Here is a 15,628-nt window from a genome sequence, read left to right on the forward strand (position 1 = left end):
ACCTGCTGGCCCTGTGCTGCCTGGGCGCGGTGGCTGCGCTGGTCCACGACCCCGAGTCGGACCGTCGTCGACTGAGGCGTACCGCGGTGGTGCTGGTCGTCGTGGCGGCGCTGGCCCTGGCCGCCACCATGACGCTGGGGCTCCCGGACGTGGTCACCAACCCCGCCCCCGGCCCGCTGTTCTGAGCCGACCGTGGGGACGTACCTCAAGGGCGCACTGCCCCGGGTCCTGCTGCCCCTCAGCGCGCTGCTCGTGGTGCTCCTGGTCAGTGCCGCCGCCTGGCGCCCCTGGATCCTGTGGCCACTGCAGGGCCTGGCCGTCGGGGTCCTCGCCGCCGCAGCCGGCTGGAGCCTGGACGAGCCGAGCGCGGGCGTCGTCGACGCGGCACCCCGGGGGCTGCGCTGGCGGACCGCCGTGCGCGCGGTGCCCCTGGCCGGGCTGGTTGCGCTCTGGTGCGCGGTGGTGCTCGCCGCCGGTGACCGGCTCTTCGGCCACCCGGTCGAGGTGGCGGTCCAGGGGGTGGCCGGCGTCTGCCTGGCTGCGGCGTGGGTGACCTGGCGGCGCGCCAGGGGTGACGCGACGCCCGGACAGCGGCTCGCCGCGGCCGTCATCCCGCTGACCGCCGCCTGGGCGCTGCTGCGCCCGCTGGAGCGGCAGCTGCCGCTCTTCCCGTTCGGCCCCGCCGGACGCGGCGACTGGGGCACCAGCCTCATCGGCTGGGTGCTGGCGGGCTGCGCCGGTGTGGCGCTCACGGCGCTGGTCCTGGCGCTGGACGGTCGGCCGCCGGCACTGAGGTCACGACCTCACGGGTCCTAGTGCCCGACTCTCCCCCACGGGTTCCTACGTGTGGGTAACCTGCGCCCATGAGCGATGAGACGCAGGTCACCACTGACGGCACGGCGGACGGCACCATCACCGGGCACAGCGGCGAGCTCGCGACCGCGGTGGCCCGGGCGCACGGCGTGGAGACGATGTTCACCCTGTCCGGGGCGCACGTGTTCCCCCTGTACGACGGGGCGGTCAAGGCCGATCCCCCGATGCGCCTGCTCGACGTGCGTCACGAGCAGACCGCCGCGTTCGCGGCCGAGGCGACCGGCAAGCTGACCCGCGTTCCCGGTCTCGCCGTCCTCACGGCCGGACCGGGCGTCACCAACGGCGTCTCCGCGATCGCCCAGGCCCAGTTCACCGGCGCCCCGATGGTGGTGCTGGGTGGGCGTGCTCCGCAGAACCGCTGGGGCACCGGAAGCCTCCAGGAGCTCGACCAGCCGCCGATCATCGCCCCGGTCGCCAAGCTGGCCCGTACGCTGCCGACCGCCGCCGACGTGGCCGGCGGGATGGACGAGGCGTTCCGGCTGGCCGGCAGCTCGCACCGCGGGCCGGTCTTCGTGGACGTGCCGATGGACGAGCTGTTCAACGCCGCCACCGCGCCGGTACCCACCGGCGGGGTCGTGAAGGGCGCGGCGCCCGACACCGACGCCCTGGACCGCATCGCAGCGCTGCTCGCGCAGGCGCAGCGGCCCGTGCTGGTGCTGGGCACCGACGTGTGGATGGACGGGGCCGAGGTGGCCGCCCTCTCCTTCGCCGAGCGGCTCGGCGTCCCCACCCTCACCAACGGCATGGGCCGCGGCGTGCTGCCCGGCGGCCACCCCCTGCTGGTCACCAAGGCGCGCGGGCAGGCCCTGGGCACCGCCGACCTCGTGGTCGTGGTCGGTACGCCGCTGGACTTCCGCCTCTCCTACGGCGTCTTCGGCGGCAAGGACGGGGCACCCGTCGCACAGGTCGTGCACGTCGCCGACTCCCCCGACCAGGTCTCCGGACACGCGGAGCTGGCGGCGTCGGTGTCGGGTGACCTCACCTCGGTCTTCGACGGCCTCGCCGAGGCGTACGAGCGCCAGCCCCGCCGCAGCGACCTGACCGGCTGGCTGGGAGACCTGCAGCAGACCGTCGCTGCGGCCACCGCCCGCGACAACGAGCTCCTCACCGCCGAGGCCGACCCGATCCACCCCGCACGCATCTACGGCGAGCTCGTCCCGCGGCTGGCCGACGACTCCGTCGTGATCGGCGACGGCGGCGACTTCGTGTCGTTCGCCGGCAAGTTCGTCGAGCCGAAGCGGCCCGGCGGCTGGCTCGACCCCGGCCCGTACGGCTGCCTCGGTGCCGGCCTGGGCGCGGCGATCGCGGCCCGCATCGCACGCCCCTCGGCGCAGGTCACCCTGCTCCTGGGCGACGGCGCAGCCGGCTTCAGCCTGATGGACGTCGACACCCTCGTGCGGCACAACCTCCCCGTCGTGATGGTGATGGGCAACAACTCCGCGTGGGGCCTCGAGAAGGGCCCGATGCAGATGCTGTACGGCTACGACGTGGCCGCCGACCTCGCCAGCCGCACGCCGTACCACGACGTGGTCAAGGCGCTCGGCGGTGCCGGCGAGCAGGTCACCGACCCCAAGGAGATCGGCCCGGCGCTCGACCGTGCGTACGCCTCCGGCGTGCCGTACATGGTCAACGTCATCACCGACGTGGACGCCGCCTACCCGCGCAACACGTTCGGGATCTGAGGCGGGATCTGAGGACGAGAACGGGGGCGGCTGGCGGTCGCGGGTCAGCGGCCCGAGACCGTCACCGTCACCGTCGCGCCCCGGGGCAGGATCGTGCCGGAGACCGGCTCCACGCCACGGACGAAGCCCGGACCCCATCCGCGGTCGACGCGCGTGGTGGTCTCCACGGTGAACCCCAGCTCCTCCAGCGCGGCGACGTAGCGCGCCCCGCTGCGGCGCTGGTGGTCGTTGGAGTAGCGCACCCAGTCCGGGACGGCCACCTCGCCGTCGAGGAGCCGGACCTGCGCGAGCATGCGTTCGACCTCGAGTCGAGCCGCGGCGATCGGGTGCGTCGAGGAGGAGGCGATGAACCCCACCTTCGGGCCCGGGGCGTACAGGACCCCCTGGCACAGCACGCCGCCCTCCTGGGCCGAGAGCGAGGCGCACTCGATCGCCGAGATCCGGACCAGCTCGCCGTCCAGCGTGCGCTCCTCGTAGTTCTCGTCGACCTGGTACGGGCGGTGGCCCTCCACGATGTTGAGCGCCTCGACACCCGCGTCACGCGGGACGTACGCCAGACAGATCGCACCGCTGTCGATGACGTAGGTGTCCTCCAACGGGGTGCCGCAGCGGGTGCTGTTGCGCGCCCACGCCTCGGGCACCGCGACCGCCAGCGGCCCAGAGCCCACCAGCCGGTACCCCGCGGGCACCGGGCCGGGGTCGGGCAGGGGCTCGGGGTCGTCGTCGGGGGTCGAGTCGGTGGTGGGCGTGGTCACGGCGGGAGTGGTCGTGGTGCGAACGCGCGGCCCGGGCGACGGGTCCCCGACGACGGGCGCCCGGTCAGCGCCGCGCAACCCGAGCGCGGTCGACCCGACGACCACGGCGCCCGCCGCCGCGCACGCGATCACCAGCGTGCGGCGCTGCCGGCTGCGACGCCGCGCCTCGGCCACCATCTCCGCCACCGGGGCGGCCCCGACCCGGGTGTCGGCCACGCGGGCGGAGAGCCCCTCGGCCAGCTTCGACTCATCCATCACGCACCTCGCAGTTCGGCCAGTGTCTCGTCGGCGGCGAGGACCTTCAGCGCCCTCGACAGGCGGCTCTTCACCGTGCCCGGCGCGACCCGCAGCACCTCGGCCATCTGGGCCTCGGTGAGGTGGACGTAGTACCGCAGCACCACGGCCGTCCGTTGGTCGTCCGGCAGGCGGTCCAGGCACCGGCGTACGGCGTCTCCCAGATCGCTGGCGTCCGTCGGGTCGTCCACGCCCACCTCGGGCAGCACGTCGGTGGGGCGCTCGCCCCACCACCGCCGCTGCCTGCTGGTCGTGAACGCGTTGACCAGGACGCGGTAGACGTACGCGTCGCGGTCGTCGGCCCGGCGTACGCGCCCCCAGTGCACCAGGCACCTGGTGAGAGCCGTCTGGACGACGTCCTCGGCCTCCGTGGGGCTGCACCCGAGCAGGATCGCCGAACGCACGAGCCGCGGCCACGCGACCGCGACGTACTCGGTGAACTCCTGCTCGTGCATCCCGCCTCCTGTGGTCCTCGTCTGTCAGACCCGGTGGGGGTGCGGCGGGGTTCCCTCAGCCCAGCCGCGACATGAAACGCTCGACGTCGACGACCACGCGGGTGACCTCGCCGTTGCCGACGACCTTGCTGCCCTCGCGCGCCACGACGGCGAACCGCACCAGCTTCGGCTCGGTGAAGACCGCGGTCGCCGTCACCTCGACGGTGGCCCCGACGGCGCTGGCCGCGAGGTGCTCGAGCTGCACGCGGGTGCCGACGCTCGTACGGCCCTCGGCCACGTGGGGCGCGATCGCGTCGCAGGTGACCGCCTCGCACCAGGCGAGCAGGCGCGGGGTGCCCAGCACGGCCAGGCTGCCGGAACCGACCGCGAGGGCGGTGTCGTCGGCGGTGACGGTGAACGTACGGGTCGCCGTGAGGTCGGTCGTCATGGCGGCATTCTCGCCCTTCCGGCCGCTCCCCGCTGCTCGTTCCGCCGCTCCTCCCCCGCAGCCCCTCCCTAGTAACGCGCAGTTATCTGCTCTGGTGACGCGCAATTGCCACCCACTCGGCACGATAACTGCGCGTTACTGGGGAGACGGGGGTCCGGCGGTACGGCCAGCGACCCCCGGAAATGACGGAACCCCCTGGCCAGGTGGCCCGGGGGTCCGGTCTACGGCGTTGCCGCTGATCGCGAGCGATCAGGCGTTGGGGCGCTTGCCGTGGTTCGCGCCCTTCTTCTTGCGAGCGCGGCGCTTGCGTCCGGTCTTGCCCATGGTGTTCCTCCAGATCGTGTAGCCCTGAACGGGTCGCCCGTGCAGGGCAGACAGGTCATCTTCTCAAACGCGCCCCCGTTGGGGCGAATCAGGTCCGTGCGGCGGCCTCAGCCCTCGGCGATGCGGACCTGCACCTCGCGGATCTGCAGGCGCACCTTGTCGAGCAGGCCGGCCGGCGCCTCCTCGCCGCACGAGCGTGCGACGAGCTGCTTGACGGTCACCTGGAGGTCGTACTTCTCCAGGCACGGGTTGCAGCCGTCGAGGTGCGCGCGGACGACCGTGCAGTCGCCCTCGGGCAGCTCGTTGTCGATGAGGTAGACGATGCGTTCGAGGAAGTCGGCGCAGTCCTCGGTGTCGTGCTCGTGGCTCACGCGTCCTCTCCCTCGCTCGGCGGGACCAGACGGCCCTCGCGCACGTAGTCGGCCAACAGGTCGCGCAGCTGGCGGCGGCCTCGGTGGAGCCGCGACATCACGGTGCCGATGGGCGTCTCCATGATCTCGGCGATCTCCTTGTACGGGAAACCCTCCACGTCAGCCAGGTAGACGGCCAGACGGAACTCCTCGGGGAGCTTCTGCAGGGCGTCCTTCACCTGGGAGTCGGGAAGGTGCTCGAGCGCCTCCATCTCCGCGGACTTCAGACCGCTGGAGGTGTGCGACTCGGCGCGCGCGAGCTGCCAGTCCTCGACGTCCTCGGACATCGACTGCTGCGGCTGGCGCTGCTTCTTGCGGTACGTGTTGATGTACGTGTTGGTGAGGATCCGGTACAGCCAGGCCTTGAGGTTGGTCCCCGGCTTGAACTGGTGGAAGGCCGAGTACGCCTTCGCGAAGGTCTCCTGCACCAGGTCCTCGGCGTCGGCGGGGTTGCGCGTCATCCGCATCGCGGCGCCGTACAGCTGGTCGAGGTGCGGCAGGGCGTCGCGCTCGAAGCGCAGCGACCGTTCGTCGGCGCTCTCCTCGGCGAGGATGCGTTCGGGGTCGAGGTCCGTGGGCAGGTCAGGATCCACGGCGTCCTTCAGCGATTCAGTCATCGCTTCCCAGACTACCGCCGTCTGGGCATCGGACAGTTCCGATGGCGACTTGGTTGCGAGCACGTCGGGTAGAACATCCGAGGTGGCCCGGTGATTCCCGGTCCGTACCAGCGGAACTGTGGCGTACCCCTCGTCGGGCCGCTCCCCCGTCAGGGCTGCTCGGAGACCTCGAGCTCCACCGCACCGCCGGCGGCCTCGCGGATGATCCACTCCAGGGCGGCCTCAACGACGATCCCCATCGCCTCGTCCTGGGTGACCTGGCCGCGGGCGGGCACCTTGAGGCCGTGGTCGGCGCCGGGGACGACGGCGAAGTCGAGCTCGGGCCAGTCGCGGGGGAACTCCTCGGGCCGCCCCATCGGGTCGCGCTCGCCCTGCACCACCAGGGTCGTGCAGCCGGTGCCACGCAGCTCGTCGACCCGGGACTTCTCCGGCCTGCCGGGCGGGTGCAGCGGGAAGGAGAGCGCCAGGCACCCGGTCGCGCCGAGCTGCCGGGCCGTACGGCACGCCGACCGGGCACCGGCCGAGCGGCCGCCCACCACGAGGGGCACGTCTGTTCCGACCACCTCACGCAGAGCCTCTGCCGCGGCGACGAAGGCGACGTCCAGCGTCGGCGGCGCCGTCGCGATCTTGCGGCCCGCGACCCGCCACGGCTGCTCGAAGAGAGCCACCGCGATCCCCTGCCCGGGGAGGAACTCGGCCAGAGCAACCAGGTCCCGCGCGTCCACCCCGCCGCCCGCACCGTGGCTGGCCAGCAGCACCGCCACCGGGTCCTCCGCCGCGTGCACGTGGAGCCTGCCGGGGCCGTGCGGGGTCTCGACGTCGACGACGTGGTCGGCCTCGGGGGCAGCGGTCTCACTCATGGGGCAGTCCTTCCAGGGGAAGCGGTTCGACGAGCTCGGGACCGTTGTTGCGGACGTTGCTGACCAGCGGCGAGACCGGGTACGCCTCCAGCGCACCGGGCGCGGCGGGGACCAGCAGGTCGAGGTGGCCGCCCACCGTGGGGTCGAGCCACTCGCGCCAGCGGTCCTTCTCCACCATCAGCGGCATCCGGTCGTGGATGTGACCCACCGCGTCCTCGGCCTGGGTGGTCAGGACGGTGCAGGTCCACCGGAAGCGGGCCGGGTCGTCCTCGGCGCGCGTCGGGTCGCGCCAGATCTCGTACAGCCCGGCCATCGCCAGCACGCCGCCGTCGCGGGGGCGGATGAAGAAGGGCTGCTTGACCGGCTTGCCCTTGGGGTTGACCTGCTCGGTGACTTACCACTCGTAGTAGCCGTCGGCGGGGAGCAGGCAGCGGCGCGAGGCGAACGCCTTGCGGTAGGCCGGCTTCTCCGCGACGGTCTCCATCCGCGCGTTGATCATCCGGTTGCCGATCGAGGGGTCCTTGGCCCACGAGGGCACCAGCCCCCAGGTGAGGACGCGCAGCTGCCGCTCGGCGGGCAGCTCGAGGCCCTCCTCACGCCGGGGCGGACGCTCGACGACGGCGTACACCTCCTTGGTGGGCGCCACGTTGTAGTCGGCCAGCAGGGGCACCGTGACCCGGTTCTCGACGACCTCGAACTCCTCGACGAGGTCGTCGGGGTTCCGCGAGGACGCATACCTGCCGCACACGTCAGCGAGTCTAGGGGGCGCCGCGGTGCGGCGTGGCCCTCCTGGACAGGCTCAGCCGGACAGGCTCAGCCGGACAGGCTCAGCGGGACAGCTCGTCGAACAGGGGTCCGACGGCGCCGTCGGCGTGCGGGAGCCCCTCGATCCAGACCCGGACCCGGTTGGTCAGGTCGGGCACCAGCTCGACGACGTCGGCGTCGTAGCGGGAGTCGCTGCGACCGTCGTTGAGGAGCAGGCGCAGCAGACGCACCCGACGTCCCAGGTTGGTGTCGCGACGGGTCAGGGCGGCCACGCGGTTCACGCCCAGCCGGGCCACGACCTCGTCCTGGGCGAAGACGGTGCGCACGTGCTCCCCCACCCCGGCGATCTCCAGCGAGCGCTCCAGACGGTCGCCCGAGGGGTGGTCGCCCTCGGGGATCTGGCACATGACCAGCGCCCACTCGCCACTCACGTCGGTGTGCGGGGCGCGGTACTTGTCGGCCAGGCAGCTGCGCAGGTGGCTCTGGCTCGCGAGCCCCGTCAGGGGGTCGGTGCAGCTGAGGTGGTTGAGGTACCCCAGTGTCGCCTCGCTCCATCCACCGAGGAGGGCGCTGACGGCGTCGAACGTCGGGTCCACCCCCGTGACGACCCGCCACGTCTCGCGCAGGCCAGCCAGCGCCTCCTCGACGGATGCGCCGTCGTGGGCCAGGTGCTGGCCCACGACGGCGCATCGATCCACGAAATCGGTCCCGGCGGCGAGCGCCTCCGCCACCGCCTCGAAGCGTGCGGGCAACCCCGTCCGCGCAGCTTCGGGCAGTTCCCCACTCGCCTCGGTTGCACCAGTGGAGGAGCGACGCCCACGTACGGCGAAGATCCCCACGATCTGCTCCTTCCACTGGCCGACATTCGTGTCCTACACACAGTGAGACGGGGTGACCGGGCGGTCATGACGCGGAATCCCGAAGAATTTTTCGGACATCGCCCAACCGGGCCATTTCCACGTCTTTCGCGTGCCAACGGGGGCACCGTGGTCCTACGCTGGCAGTCGATCCACCCTGTGCGCCCGCGCGCCCTGACACCGCAGAAGGCCCCATGACCACCGCCGCACACCTCGCTGCGCTCTCCGACGCCGAGCTGATCTCAGCCGTGCGCGGGGGCGACGTGGACGCGTACGGCGAGCTGTTCGAGCGTCACGTGCACAGCGCCCGGCGCCTGGCCCTGCAGCTGAGCAGCCACGGCGAGGCCGACGACCTGGTCTCCGACGCGTTCGTGAAGGTCCTCGGGGTGCTGCAGCGCGGCGGAGGACCGGATGTCGCCTTCCGGGCCTACCTGCTGACGGCGGTGCGCCGGCTCCACGTCGACCGGATCCGCTCCACCTCCAAGGTGCAGCCGACCGACGACCTGACCGCCTTCGACCCGGGCGTGCCGTTCCGCGACATCGCCGTCGAGGGCTTCGAGAACGGTGCCGCCGCGCGCGCCTTCGCGGCCCTGCCCGAGCGGTGGCAGCTGGTGCTGTGGCACCTGGAGGTCGAGGGCAACAAGCCCGCCGACATCGCTCCCCTGCTCGGGATGAGCGCCAACTCCGTCTCCGCCCTGGCGTACCGGGCCCGCGAGGGGCTGCGCCAGGCGTACCTCGGCGAGCACGTCGCCGACCGCGACGAGGCGTCCTGCTCGTGGACCCGCAGCAACCTCGGGGCGTACGTCCGCGACGGCATCTCCAAGCGCGACCGCGCCAAGATGGAGACGCACCTCGAGGAGTGCCGCGCCTGCTACGCGATCTACCTCGAGCTCACCGAGATCAACTCCAACCTCGGCGCCCTGATCGCTCCGCTGGTGCTCGGCGGTCTCGCCGCCGCGTACGTCGCCGGCGGCACCGTGGCGGCCGGTTCCGGGGCCGTCGCGGCCGCCGGCGGAAGCGTCAGCCAGGTCTTCGGGCGGGCCCGGGACTTCGTTGTCGCCAACGTGCAGGCCGTCATGGTGGCCGGGGTCGCCGGGTCCGTGGTGGTCGTGGGCACCGCCGTGGCGCTCAACCGCGGGCCGGACCCTGCCCCGACCGGCGGGCGTCCGCCGGCCTCCCAGGTGCCGCAGGCAGAGCCCGGCACGACCGGGCGCGGGACCGATGACCGTACGGCGGAGCGACCCGAGCGCTCCTCCGGTGACGAGCTGCAGGTCGCCATCGCGCCCGACACGTTCGTCCCCACCACGACGGTGACGCCGGACCCCACGGACGATCCCACGACGGACGGCCCCACGGACGATCCCACGTCGGACGATCCCGACCCGACCACGGACCCGACGACCGACCCGACTCCGACGGACCCGACCACGGATCCCACCCCGACAGACCCGACGCCGACCACGCCCAGCCCGACCACGCCCAGCCCGACGACGCCGACCACGCCCAGTCCGACCACGCCCAGCCCCACGACCCCGACGCCGACGACGCCCAGCCCCACCACGCCGACGCCCACCACGCCCACGACCACCGACCTGGCCCCTGCGCTCACGGTCGCCGGCGAGGGCTCCCGCAAGACGATGGTGGCGAGCGTGGAGAACCTCGCCGCGGGACGTACGGCGACCCTGCGGGTCCTGATGACGGGGACGACCTCGGAGCAGCTGGACGACTCCCGCTGCTCGCAGGTGGAGGGCTGGTTCCGCTGCTCGGTGACCGGCGAGAGCCCGTCGGTGGAGTTCTCCGCGACGTTCCCGCACGGCGGCACGGTCAGCGTCCACGTCTCCTCGCCCGACGAGCCGCTGTGGCAGATCCTCAACAACCTCAAGGTCTTCCAGATCAACAACTGAGGCTCCTGTCCTCACGACCGGGGGTCGTGTAGACAGGAGGAATGACGATCACCCGCCTCATCGCCCGCCCGATGCTGGCCTCGGCCTTCGTCGCCGGCGCCGTGCACGCCCTGCAGCACACCGACGAGCACGCGGCCCGCGCCCAGTCGGTGATCGACCGCTTCATGCCGGCCCTGCAGAGCAAGGCCCCCGTCGCGGTCCCCACCGACCCCCGTACGGTCGTGCGCGTGCACGCCGCGGTCCAGCTGGCCGCCGCGCTGGCCCTGACCACCGGCAAGGCGCCCCGCACCTCCGCGGGCGTGCTCGCGCTGTCGACCGTGCCGCTGACGCTGACCCAGCGTGCGTTCTGGAACGAGTCCGAGCCGCAGGCGGCTGCGGCCCAGCGCACCGAGTTCCTGCGCGACGTCTCCCTGCTGGGCGGCCTGCTCCTGGCCGGCGTCGACACCGACGGCAAGCCCGGTCTGGCGTGGCGGGCCCGTCGCGCGGCGAAGGACGTGCAGCGTGAGGCCAAGCAGTTCGCCCGCGAGGCGCGCCGCGAGGCCAAGCTCGCCGCGGCCCAGCTCCCCTGAGCACGCTCCCCGCGTCCCGGCCTCGCTAGGCTGGCGCGCGTGACTGTCGCCGCCTCGCCCGCCGCTCCCGCCGACCCCTGGCCGGCCCCGCGCCCTGCCGGACGCGTCGAGCGGTCCGTGCGGCTGCCCGGCAGCAAGTCGCTCACCAACCGCGCGCTGGTCCTGGCCGCCCTCTCCGACGGCCCCAGCAGGGTCGTCCGTCCGTTGCGCTCGCGGGACACGTTGCTGATGGCCGCCGCGCTGAGGTCCCTGGGCACCAACGTCGTCGACGCTGAGGGTGACTGGCTCGTCACCCCGCAGCCGTGGACGACCGACGCCGAGGTCGACTGCGGGCTGGCCGGCACCGTCATGCGCTTCGTCCCGCCGCTGGCCGGGCTCTCCACCGGCCGCGTCGCCTTCGACGGCGACCCCCACATGCGCAACCGCCCCGTGGGGCCGATGCTCGCCGCGCTGGGCGGACTCGGCGTACGGGTCGAGGACGGCGGGCGCGGCGCGCTGCCCTTCGAGGTCGCCGGCACCGGCACCGTGGCCGGCGGCAGCGTCGTCATCGACGCCAGCGCCTCGTCGCAGTTCGTCTCCGCGCTGCTCCTGGCCGGCCCGGCGTACACCCACGGGGTCGACGTCGTCCACGACGGCAAGCCGGTCCCCTCCCAGCCACACATCGACATGACCGTGGAGATGCTGCGCGAGCACGGCGTGGCCGTCGACGACTCCGACGCCAACCGCTGGACGGTCGCCCCCGGCCCGGTCCGCGCGCTCGACCGGGCGATCGAGCCCGACCTGTCCAACGCGGCACCGTTCGTCGCGCTCGCGGCCGTGGCCGGCGGCACCGTGACCGTGCACGACTGGCCCGCCCGCACCACCCAGCCCGGCGACGAGCTGCGCAGCATCCTGTCCCTGATGGGCTGCGAGGTGACCCTCGACGACGCGGGGCTGCACGTCACCGGCACCGGCACCCTGCACGGCATCGACCTCGACATGCACGACATCGGCGAGCTCACGCCGGCGGTGGCGGCCCTGTGCGCCCTGGCCGACTCCCCCTCCCACCTGCACGGCATCGAGCACATCCGGGGCCACGAGACCGACCGGCTCGCTGCGCTGGCCACCGAGCTCACCGGGCTCGGCGCCGACGTCACCGAGCACCGCGACGGCCTCAGCATCCGCCCCGCGCCGCTGCACGGCGGCGTCTTCCACACGTACGCCGACCACCGGATGGCCCACGCGGGCGTCATCCTCGGCGCGGCGGTCGCGGGCGTGCTGGTCGAGGACGTCGCCACCACCTCCAAGACCTTCCCCGACTTCGCCAGCGCCTGGACGCGCCACGTGGAGGGCGCGTGACCTCGCGGTACGGCGAGCACGACGCCGAGCACTACGAGCGGCCCCGGCGCCGCACTCGCCCCCGGACGAAGGACCGCCCCAGCTACGACGACGCCGTCGAGGCCCGCGTCGTCACGGTCGACCGCGGCCGGTTCACCCTGCTCCACGAGGGCCGCACCGTGATGGCGATGAAGTCCCGCCCGCTGGGCCGCAAGGGCGTCGTGGTGGGCGACCGGGTGCGCGTGGTCGGGGACGTGTCGGGCCGCGACGGCTCGCTGGCCCGGATCGTGGAGGTCCAGCCCCGCACCACCACCCTGCGCCGTACCGCCGACGACGACGACCCGGTCGAGCGCGTCATCGTCTCCAACGCCGAGCAGCTGGTCGTGGTCACCGCGCTGGCCGACCCCGAGCCCCGTCCCCGGCTGATCGACCGGGCCCTCGTGGCGGCGTACGACGCCGGGATGAGCCCGCTGCTGTGCCTGACCAAGGCCGACCTCGCCGACCCCGAGACGCTGCTGTCGACGTACCGGTCGTTGGGCGTGCCGTGGGTGGTCACCCAGCTCAAGGGCCCCGACGGCGCCAGCGACCTCACCGAGCTGCGGTCCCGCCTGGCGGGGCGCACCAGCGTGCTGGTGGGCCACAGCGGCGTCGGCAAGTCGACGCTGGTCAACGCGCTGGTCCCCGACGCCCACCGCGAGGTCGGCCACGTCAACGCGGTGACCGGCCGCGGCCGGCACACCTCCACCTCGGCGTACATGCTCGAGCTGCCACCGCACCCGGACACCGACGAGCCGGGCTGGATCATCGACACCCCCGGCATCCGCTCGTTCGGACTGGCCCACGTCCAGCCCGAGCACCTCATCGAGGCGTTCCCCGACCTGGACGAGATGACCGAGGACTGCCCGCGGGGCTGCACCCACGGCGCCGACGAGCCCGAGTGCGGGCTCGACGAGGCGCTGGCTGCCGGCGAGGCCGACCAGGCACGCGTGGACTCGTTCCGGCGCCTGCTCGCGGCCCGCGAGGGTGCCTCCGACTGGTGAGCGCACCGGGGGCGCGGCCGCACCGATCAGGTGCCCTCCGCGCGCCCGGCGGCGCGGGGCAATAGCCTTGCCCCATGCCCATCACCGGTCCTGACTCCGTGGACTACACCGACGACCTGCGCCTGGCGCACCTGCTCGCGGACGACGCGGACTCGCTCACGCAGGCCAGGTTCAAGGCGCTGGACCTGCACGTCATGAGCAAGCCGGACCTCACGCCGGTCACCGACGCCGACAAGGCCGTCGAGGACGCGATCCGCCGTACGCTCTCGCGCACCCGCTCGCGCGACGCCGTTCTGGGCGAGGAGGGTGGCCTGGTCGGCCACAGCCAGCGCCAGTGGATCGTGGACCCGATCGACGGCACCAAGAACTTCGTACGGGGCGTGCCGGTGTGGGCCACCCTGATCGCGCTGGCGGTCGACGGCGAGGTCGTGCTCGGCGTCGTCTCCGCGCCCCAGCTCCAGCGCCGCTGGTGGGCGGTCAAGGGCGGCGGCGCGTGGACCGGGCGCAACCTGATGAAGGCGACGCGGTGCGAGGTCTCCGACGTGCGCCGGATCGAGGACGCCTCGTTCTCGTACTCCTCGCTGTCGGGCTGGGAGGAGCGCGACCGGCTCGACGACTTCCTCGCCCTGTCGCGGCGCGTGTGGCGCACCCGCGCGTACGGCGACTTCTGGTCGTACATGCTGCTCGCCGAGGGGGCCGTCGACATCGCCGCCGAGCCCGAGCTCGAGCTGTACGACATGGCCGCCCTCGACATCATCGTGCGCGAGGCGGGTGGCCGGTTCACCTCGCTCGACGGCCGCGACGGTCCCTGGGGCGGCAACGCGGTGGCCACCAACGGGCACCTGCACGACACCGCACTGGCCTTCCTCGGCGGGGTCGACGACGACGCCGACCCGGACTCCCCGCAGCGCGGGCCGGGCACCGTGAGCAGCCTGCGGCAGCGGCAGGTGCCGCCCCAGGTCATCGACTGAGCCGGCCACCTCCGGGGGCGCTGTCCACCACGGACCTTAGGCCCTGTTGCGCGGGACACACCCTCGCTACGGTGGACGGAGGAGCCGTGGCGCTCGGCCGTGGCCGTACGCGTTGGAGGTGCGCCGTGAAGATCAGCGACGTGGTGAAGGGCAAGGCCAGCCAGGACGTGGTGACCGTGTCCCCCGAGGCCAGCGTGCGCCAACTGGTCGAGGTCCTCGACGAGTTCGGCATCGGCGCCGTCGTGGTGAGCACCGACGGCGAGACGGTGCACGGCATCGTGAGTGAGCGCGACGTGGTGCGCCGCCTCCACCTCGACGGGGCGGCCGTCCTGGACCACGCCGTCTCGACGATCATGACCGCCGAGGTGCACACCTGCTCCCTCGAGGACAACGTGCAGGACCTGGCCGGCGAGATGACCCGCGGACGCTTCCGCCACGCCCCCGTGGTCGTCGACGGTCGCCTCGCCGGGATCGTCAGCATCGGTGACGTCGTCAAGCGCCGCATCGACGAGCTGGAGTTCGAGCGCGACCAGCTCGACAACTACGTGCGGCAGAGCTGACCTGCTGCCCGGCCGCTTCTTGGCCACCTGAGAGGCTTGCCCGGCACATCCACCTGCAACCGAACGGAGACACCGTGAGCGAGAAGCCCGAAGTCGACCCGCACATGGGCGACGCGCCCGCCGACCTGGAGATCACCGACCTGCGCGAGGGCGACGGCGCCGAGGCGACCGCCGGCTCCACGGTCTCGGTGCACTACGTGGGCGTGGCCCACTCCACCGGCGAGGAGTTCGACGCCTCGTACAACCGCGGCACCCCGCTGCAGTTCCGCCTCGGCATCGGCCAGGTCATCTCCGGCTGGGACAACGGCGTGCAGGGCATGAAGGTCGGCGGCCGCCGCCGCCTCGTGATCCCGCCGCACCTGGGCTACGGCGACCGCGGCGCCCCGGGCGCCATCAAGGGCGGCGAGACCCTGATCTTCGTGGTGGACCTGCTCGACGTGAAGTGAGCGCGTACGAAGCGGCCGGCACCCTCACGGGTACCGGCCGCTTCGTCGTCGTCAGGGGTGTCTCACCAACCCCTCTCACCAGGGGACGTCGATCTCCGCCTCGCCGCTGGCCACCCGGACGCTCACGCCGCCCAGGGAGACCTCGTCGCCGGGGTGCAGCTGGCGGCCGCGGCGCGTCTCGACCTCGCCGTTGACGCTGACCAGCCCGTCGGCGATGACTGGCTTGGCCTCCGCGCCGGAGTCGATGAGGTTGGCGAGCTTGAGGAACTGACCGAGCCGGATCGACTCGTCGCGAATGGGAACGTCCACAGGACCAGCCTAGACGTACCCGCCGCTCACAGCAGGGACGAGACGGCGTGGATCAGGACGCCCACCAGGCCGCCCACGACGGTGCCGTTGATGCGGATGAACTGCAGGTCGCGCCCGACGTGGAGCTCGATCTTGCGCGCCGCCTCCGCGCCGTCCCAGCGCTCGATGGTGTGGGTGATGACGCCGGTCACCT

The 15,628-nt window shown here is 73.0% G+C and carries 20 protein-coding genes and 1 pseudogene; 10 read left to right on the forward strand and 11 right to left on the reverse strand.

Annotation, left to right across the window (positions count from 1 at the left end):
- The 3 genes from ACI379_RS03930 to ACI379_RS03940 form a co-directional block, all read left to right on the forward strand.
- A partial coding sequence (locus ACI379_RS03930) for a hypothetical protein (RefSeq protein ID WP_439790759.1) occupies positions 1–185 on the forward strand: 185 nt, incomplete at its 5' end.
- Between the two features lie 7 nt (positions 186–192).
- Complete coding sequence (locus tag ACI379_RS03935; RefSeq protein WP_439790760.1) at positions 193–816, forward strand: hypothetical protein; 624 nt, start codon at positions 193–195, stop codon at positions 814–816.
- A 47-nt stretch (positions 817–863) separates the two neighbouring features.
- Positions 864–2,555, forward strand: coding sequence for an acetolactate synthase (locus ACI379_RS03940; RefSeq protein WP_439790761.1), 1,692 nt, complete (start codon positions 864–866; stop codon positions 2,553–2,555).
- Positions 2,556–2,599: 44 nt separating this feature from the next.
- Here the strand turns inward: ACI379_RS03940 and ACI379_RS03945 are convergent, their stop codons facing one another.
- The 9 genes and pseudogenes from ACI379_RS03945 to ACI379_RS03985 form a co-directional block, all read right to left on the reverse strand.
- Entirely contained in the window at positions 2,600–3,565 is a 966-nt protein-coding gene (locus ACI379_RS03945; protein ID WP_439790762.1) for a PASTA domain-containing protein, read from the reverse strand.
- Positions 3,565–4,059, reverse strand: coding sequence for a SigE family RNA polymerase sigma factor (locus ACI379_RS03950; RefSeq protein ID WP_439790763.1), 495 nt, complete (start codon positions 4,057–4,059; stop codon positions 3,565–3,567). The genes ACI379_RS03945 and ACI379_RS03950 overlap by 1 nt, the downstream gene beginning before the upstream one ends.
- Positions 4,060–4,114: 55 nt before the next feature.
- A complete protein-coding gene (locus ACI379_RS03955; RefSeq protein ID WP_439790764.1) occupies positions 4,115–4,486 on the reverse strand; it encodes a thioesterase family protein in 372 nt (123 codons plus the stop codon).
- 249 nt (positions 4,487–4,735) lie between these two features.
- Entirely contained in the window at positions 4,736–4,810 is a 75-nt protein-coding gene (locus tag ACI379_RS03960) for a 50S ribosomal protein bL37 (protein WP_369759046.1), read from the reverse strand.
- Between the two features lie 107 nt (positions 4,811–4,917).
- Complete coding sequence (gene rsrA, locus ACI379_RS03965) at positions 4,918–5,181, reverse strand: mycothiol system anti-sigma-R factor (RefSeq protein ID WP_439790765.1); 264 nt, start codon at positions 5,179–5,181, stop codon at positions 4,918–4,920.
- A complete protein-coding gene (locus ACI379_RS03970) occupies positions 5,178–5,837 on the reverse strand; it encodes a sigma-70 family RNA polymerase sigma factor (protein ID WP_439790766.1) in 660 nt (219 codons plus the stop codon). Before ACI379_RS03970 ends, rsrA begins: the two co-directional genes overlap by 4 nt.
- 149 nt (positions 5,838–5,986) lie before the next feature.
- Complete coding sequence (locus ACI379_RS03975) at positions 5,987–6,697, reverse strand: alpha/beta hydrolase family protein (RefSeq protein WP_439790767.1); 711 nt, start codon at positions 6,695–6,697, stop codon at positions 5,987–5,989.
- A pseudogene (locus tag ACI379_RS03980) lies at positions 6,690–7,445 on the reverse strand (SOS response-associated peptidase). Before ACI379_RS03980 ends, ACI379_RS03975 begins: the two are co-directional and overlap by 8 nt.
- 79 nt (positions 7,446–7,524) lie before the next feature.
- Positions 7,525–8,214 (reverse strand): hypothetical protein, encoded by a 690-nt coding sequence (locus ACI379_RS03985; RefSeq protein WP_439790768.1) that lies wholly within the window; start codon positions 8,212–8,214, stop codon positions 7,525–7,527.
- 299 nt (positions 8,215–8,513) lie between these two features.
- Between ACI379_RS03985 and ACI379_RS03990 the strand changes: the two genes are divergently transcribed.
- The 7 genes from ACI379_RS03990 (at position 8,514) to ACI379_RS04020 (ending at position 15,126) form a co-directional block, all read left to right on the forward strand.
- Positions 8,514–10,223, forward strand: a complete 1,710-nt coding sequence (locus ACI379_RS03990; RefSeq protein ID WP_439790769.1) for a sigma-70 family RNA polymerase sigma factor — start codon at positions 8,514–8,516, stop codon at positions 10,221–10,223.
- A gap of 41 nt (positions 10,224–10,264) precedes the next feature.
- Positions 10,265–10,792: a DoxX family membrane protein gene (locus ACI379_RS03995; protein ID WP_439790770.1), complete on the forward strand. Its 528-nt coding sequence runs from the start codon at positions 10,265–10,267 to the stop codon at positions 10,790–10,792.
- 39 nt (positions 10,793–10,831) lie between these two features.
- Positions 10,832–12,130 carry a 3-phosphoshikimate 1-carboxyvinyltransferase gene (gene aroA, locus ACI379_RS04000; RefSeq protein WP_439790771.1) on the forward strand — a complete coding sequence of 433 codons (1,299 nt, stop codon included), beginning with the start codon at positions 10,832–10,834 and terminating at the stop codon, positions 12,128–12,130.
- The gene (gene rsgA, locus ACI379_RS04005) at positions 12,127–13,149 is read left to right on the forward strand and encodes a ribosome small subunit-dependent GTPase A (protein ID WP_439790772.1); all 1,023 of its coding nucleotides are present in this window, start codon (positions 12,127–12,129) and stop codon (positions 13,147–13,149) included. The genes aroA and rsgA overlap by 4 nt, the downstream gene beginning before the upstream one ends.
- A 74-nt stretch (positions 13,150–13,223) precedes the next feature.
- Complete coding sequence (gene hisN, locus ACI379_RS04010; RefSeq protein WP_439790773.1) at positions 13,224–14,120, forward strand: histidinol-phosphatase; 897 nt, start codon at positions 13,224–13,226, stop codon at positions 14,118–14,120.
- Positions 14,121–14,245: 125 nt separating this feature from the next.
- Positions 14,246–14,680, forward strand: a complete 435-nt coding sequence (locus tag ACI379_RS04015) for a CBS domain-containing protein (RefSeq protein WP_439790774.1) — start codon at positions 14,246–14,248, stop codon at positions 14,678–14,680.
- 74 nt (positions 14,681–14,754) lie between these two features.
- On the forward strand, positions 14,755–15,126 hold the full coding sequence (locus ACI379_RS04020; RefSeq protein WP_439790775.1) for an FKBP-type peptidyl-prolyl cis-trans isomerase: 372 nt from the start codon (positions 14,755–14,757) through the stop codon (positions 15,124–15,126).
- A 75-nt stretch (positions 15,127–15,201) separates the two neighbouring features.
- On the opposite strand, the gene ACI379_RS04025 is transcribed toward ACI379_RS04020, so the two are convergent.
- Together ACI379_RS04025 and ACI379_RS04030 are read right to left on the reverse strand one after the other, a co-directional pair.
- A complete protein-coding gene (locus tag ACI379_RS04025; RefSeq protein ID WP_439790776.1) occupies positions 15,202–15,435 on the reverse strand; it encodes an RNA-binding S4 domain-containing protein in 234 nt (77 codons plus the stop codon).
- 26 nt (positions 15,436–15,461) lie between these two features.
- Positions 15,462–15,626, reverse strand: a complete 165-nt coding sequence (locus ACI379_RS04030; protein WP_439790777.1) for a DUF445 family protein — start codon at positions 15,624–15,626, stop codon at positions 15,462–15,464.
- Positions 15,627–15,628 lie beyond the last annotated feature (2 nt).

The sequence above is a fragment of the Nocardioides sp. genome (genome assembly GCF_051876515.1).
Taxonomy (GTDB): Bacteria; Actinomycetota; Actinomycetes; order Propionibacteriales; family Nocardioidaceae; genus Nocardioides.

Excerpts from the sequence above, each read along its gene's own strand:
- ACI379_RS03940 (WP_439790761.1), top strand. The coding sequence starts at position 864 with ATGAGCGATGAGACGCAGGTCACCACTGACGGCACGGCGGACGGCACC.
- ACI379_RS03945 (WP_439790762.1), bottom strand. The coding sequence starts at position 3,565 with ATGGATGAGTCGAAGCTGGCCGAGGGGCTCTCCGCCCGCGTGGCCGAC.
- ACI379_RS03950 (WP_439790763.1), bottom strand. The coding sequence starts at position 4,059 with ATGCACGAGCAGGAGTTCACCGAGTACGTCGCGGTCGCGTGGCCGCGG.
- ACI379_RS03955 (WP_439790764.1), bottom strand. The coding sequence starts at position 4,486 with ATGACGACCGACCTCACGGCGACCCGTACGTTCACCGTCACCGCCGAC.
- ACI379_RS03970 (WP_439790766.1), bottom strand. The coding sequence starts at position 5,837 with ATGACTGAATCGCTGAAGGACGCCGTGGATCCTGACCTGCCCACGGAC.
- ACI379_RS03975 (WP_439790767.1), bottom strand. The coding sequence starts at position 6,697 with ATGAGTGAGACCGCTGCCCCCGAGGCCGACCACGTCGTCGACGTCGAG.
- ACI379_RS03990 (WP_439790769.1), top strand. The coding sequence starts at position 8,514 with ATGACCACCGCCGCACACCTCGCTGCGCTCTCCGACGCCGAGCTGATC.
- ACI379_RS03995 (WP_439790770.1), top strand. The coding sequence starts at position 10,265 with ATGACGATCACCCGCCTCATCGCCCGCCCGATGCTGGCCTCGGCCTTC.
- hisN (WP_439790773.1), top strand. The coding sequence starts at position 13,224 with ATGCCCATCACCGGTCCTGACTCCGTGGACTACACCGACGACCTGCGC.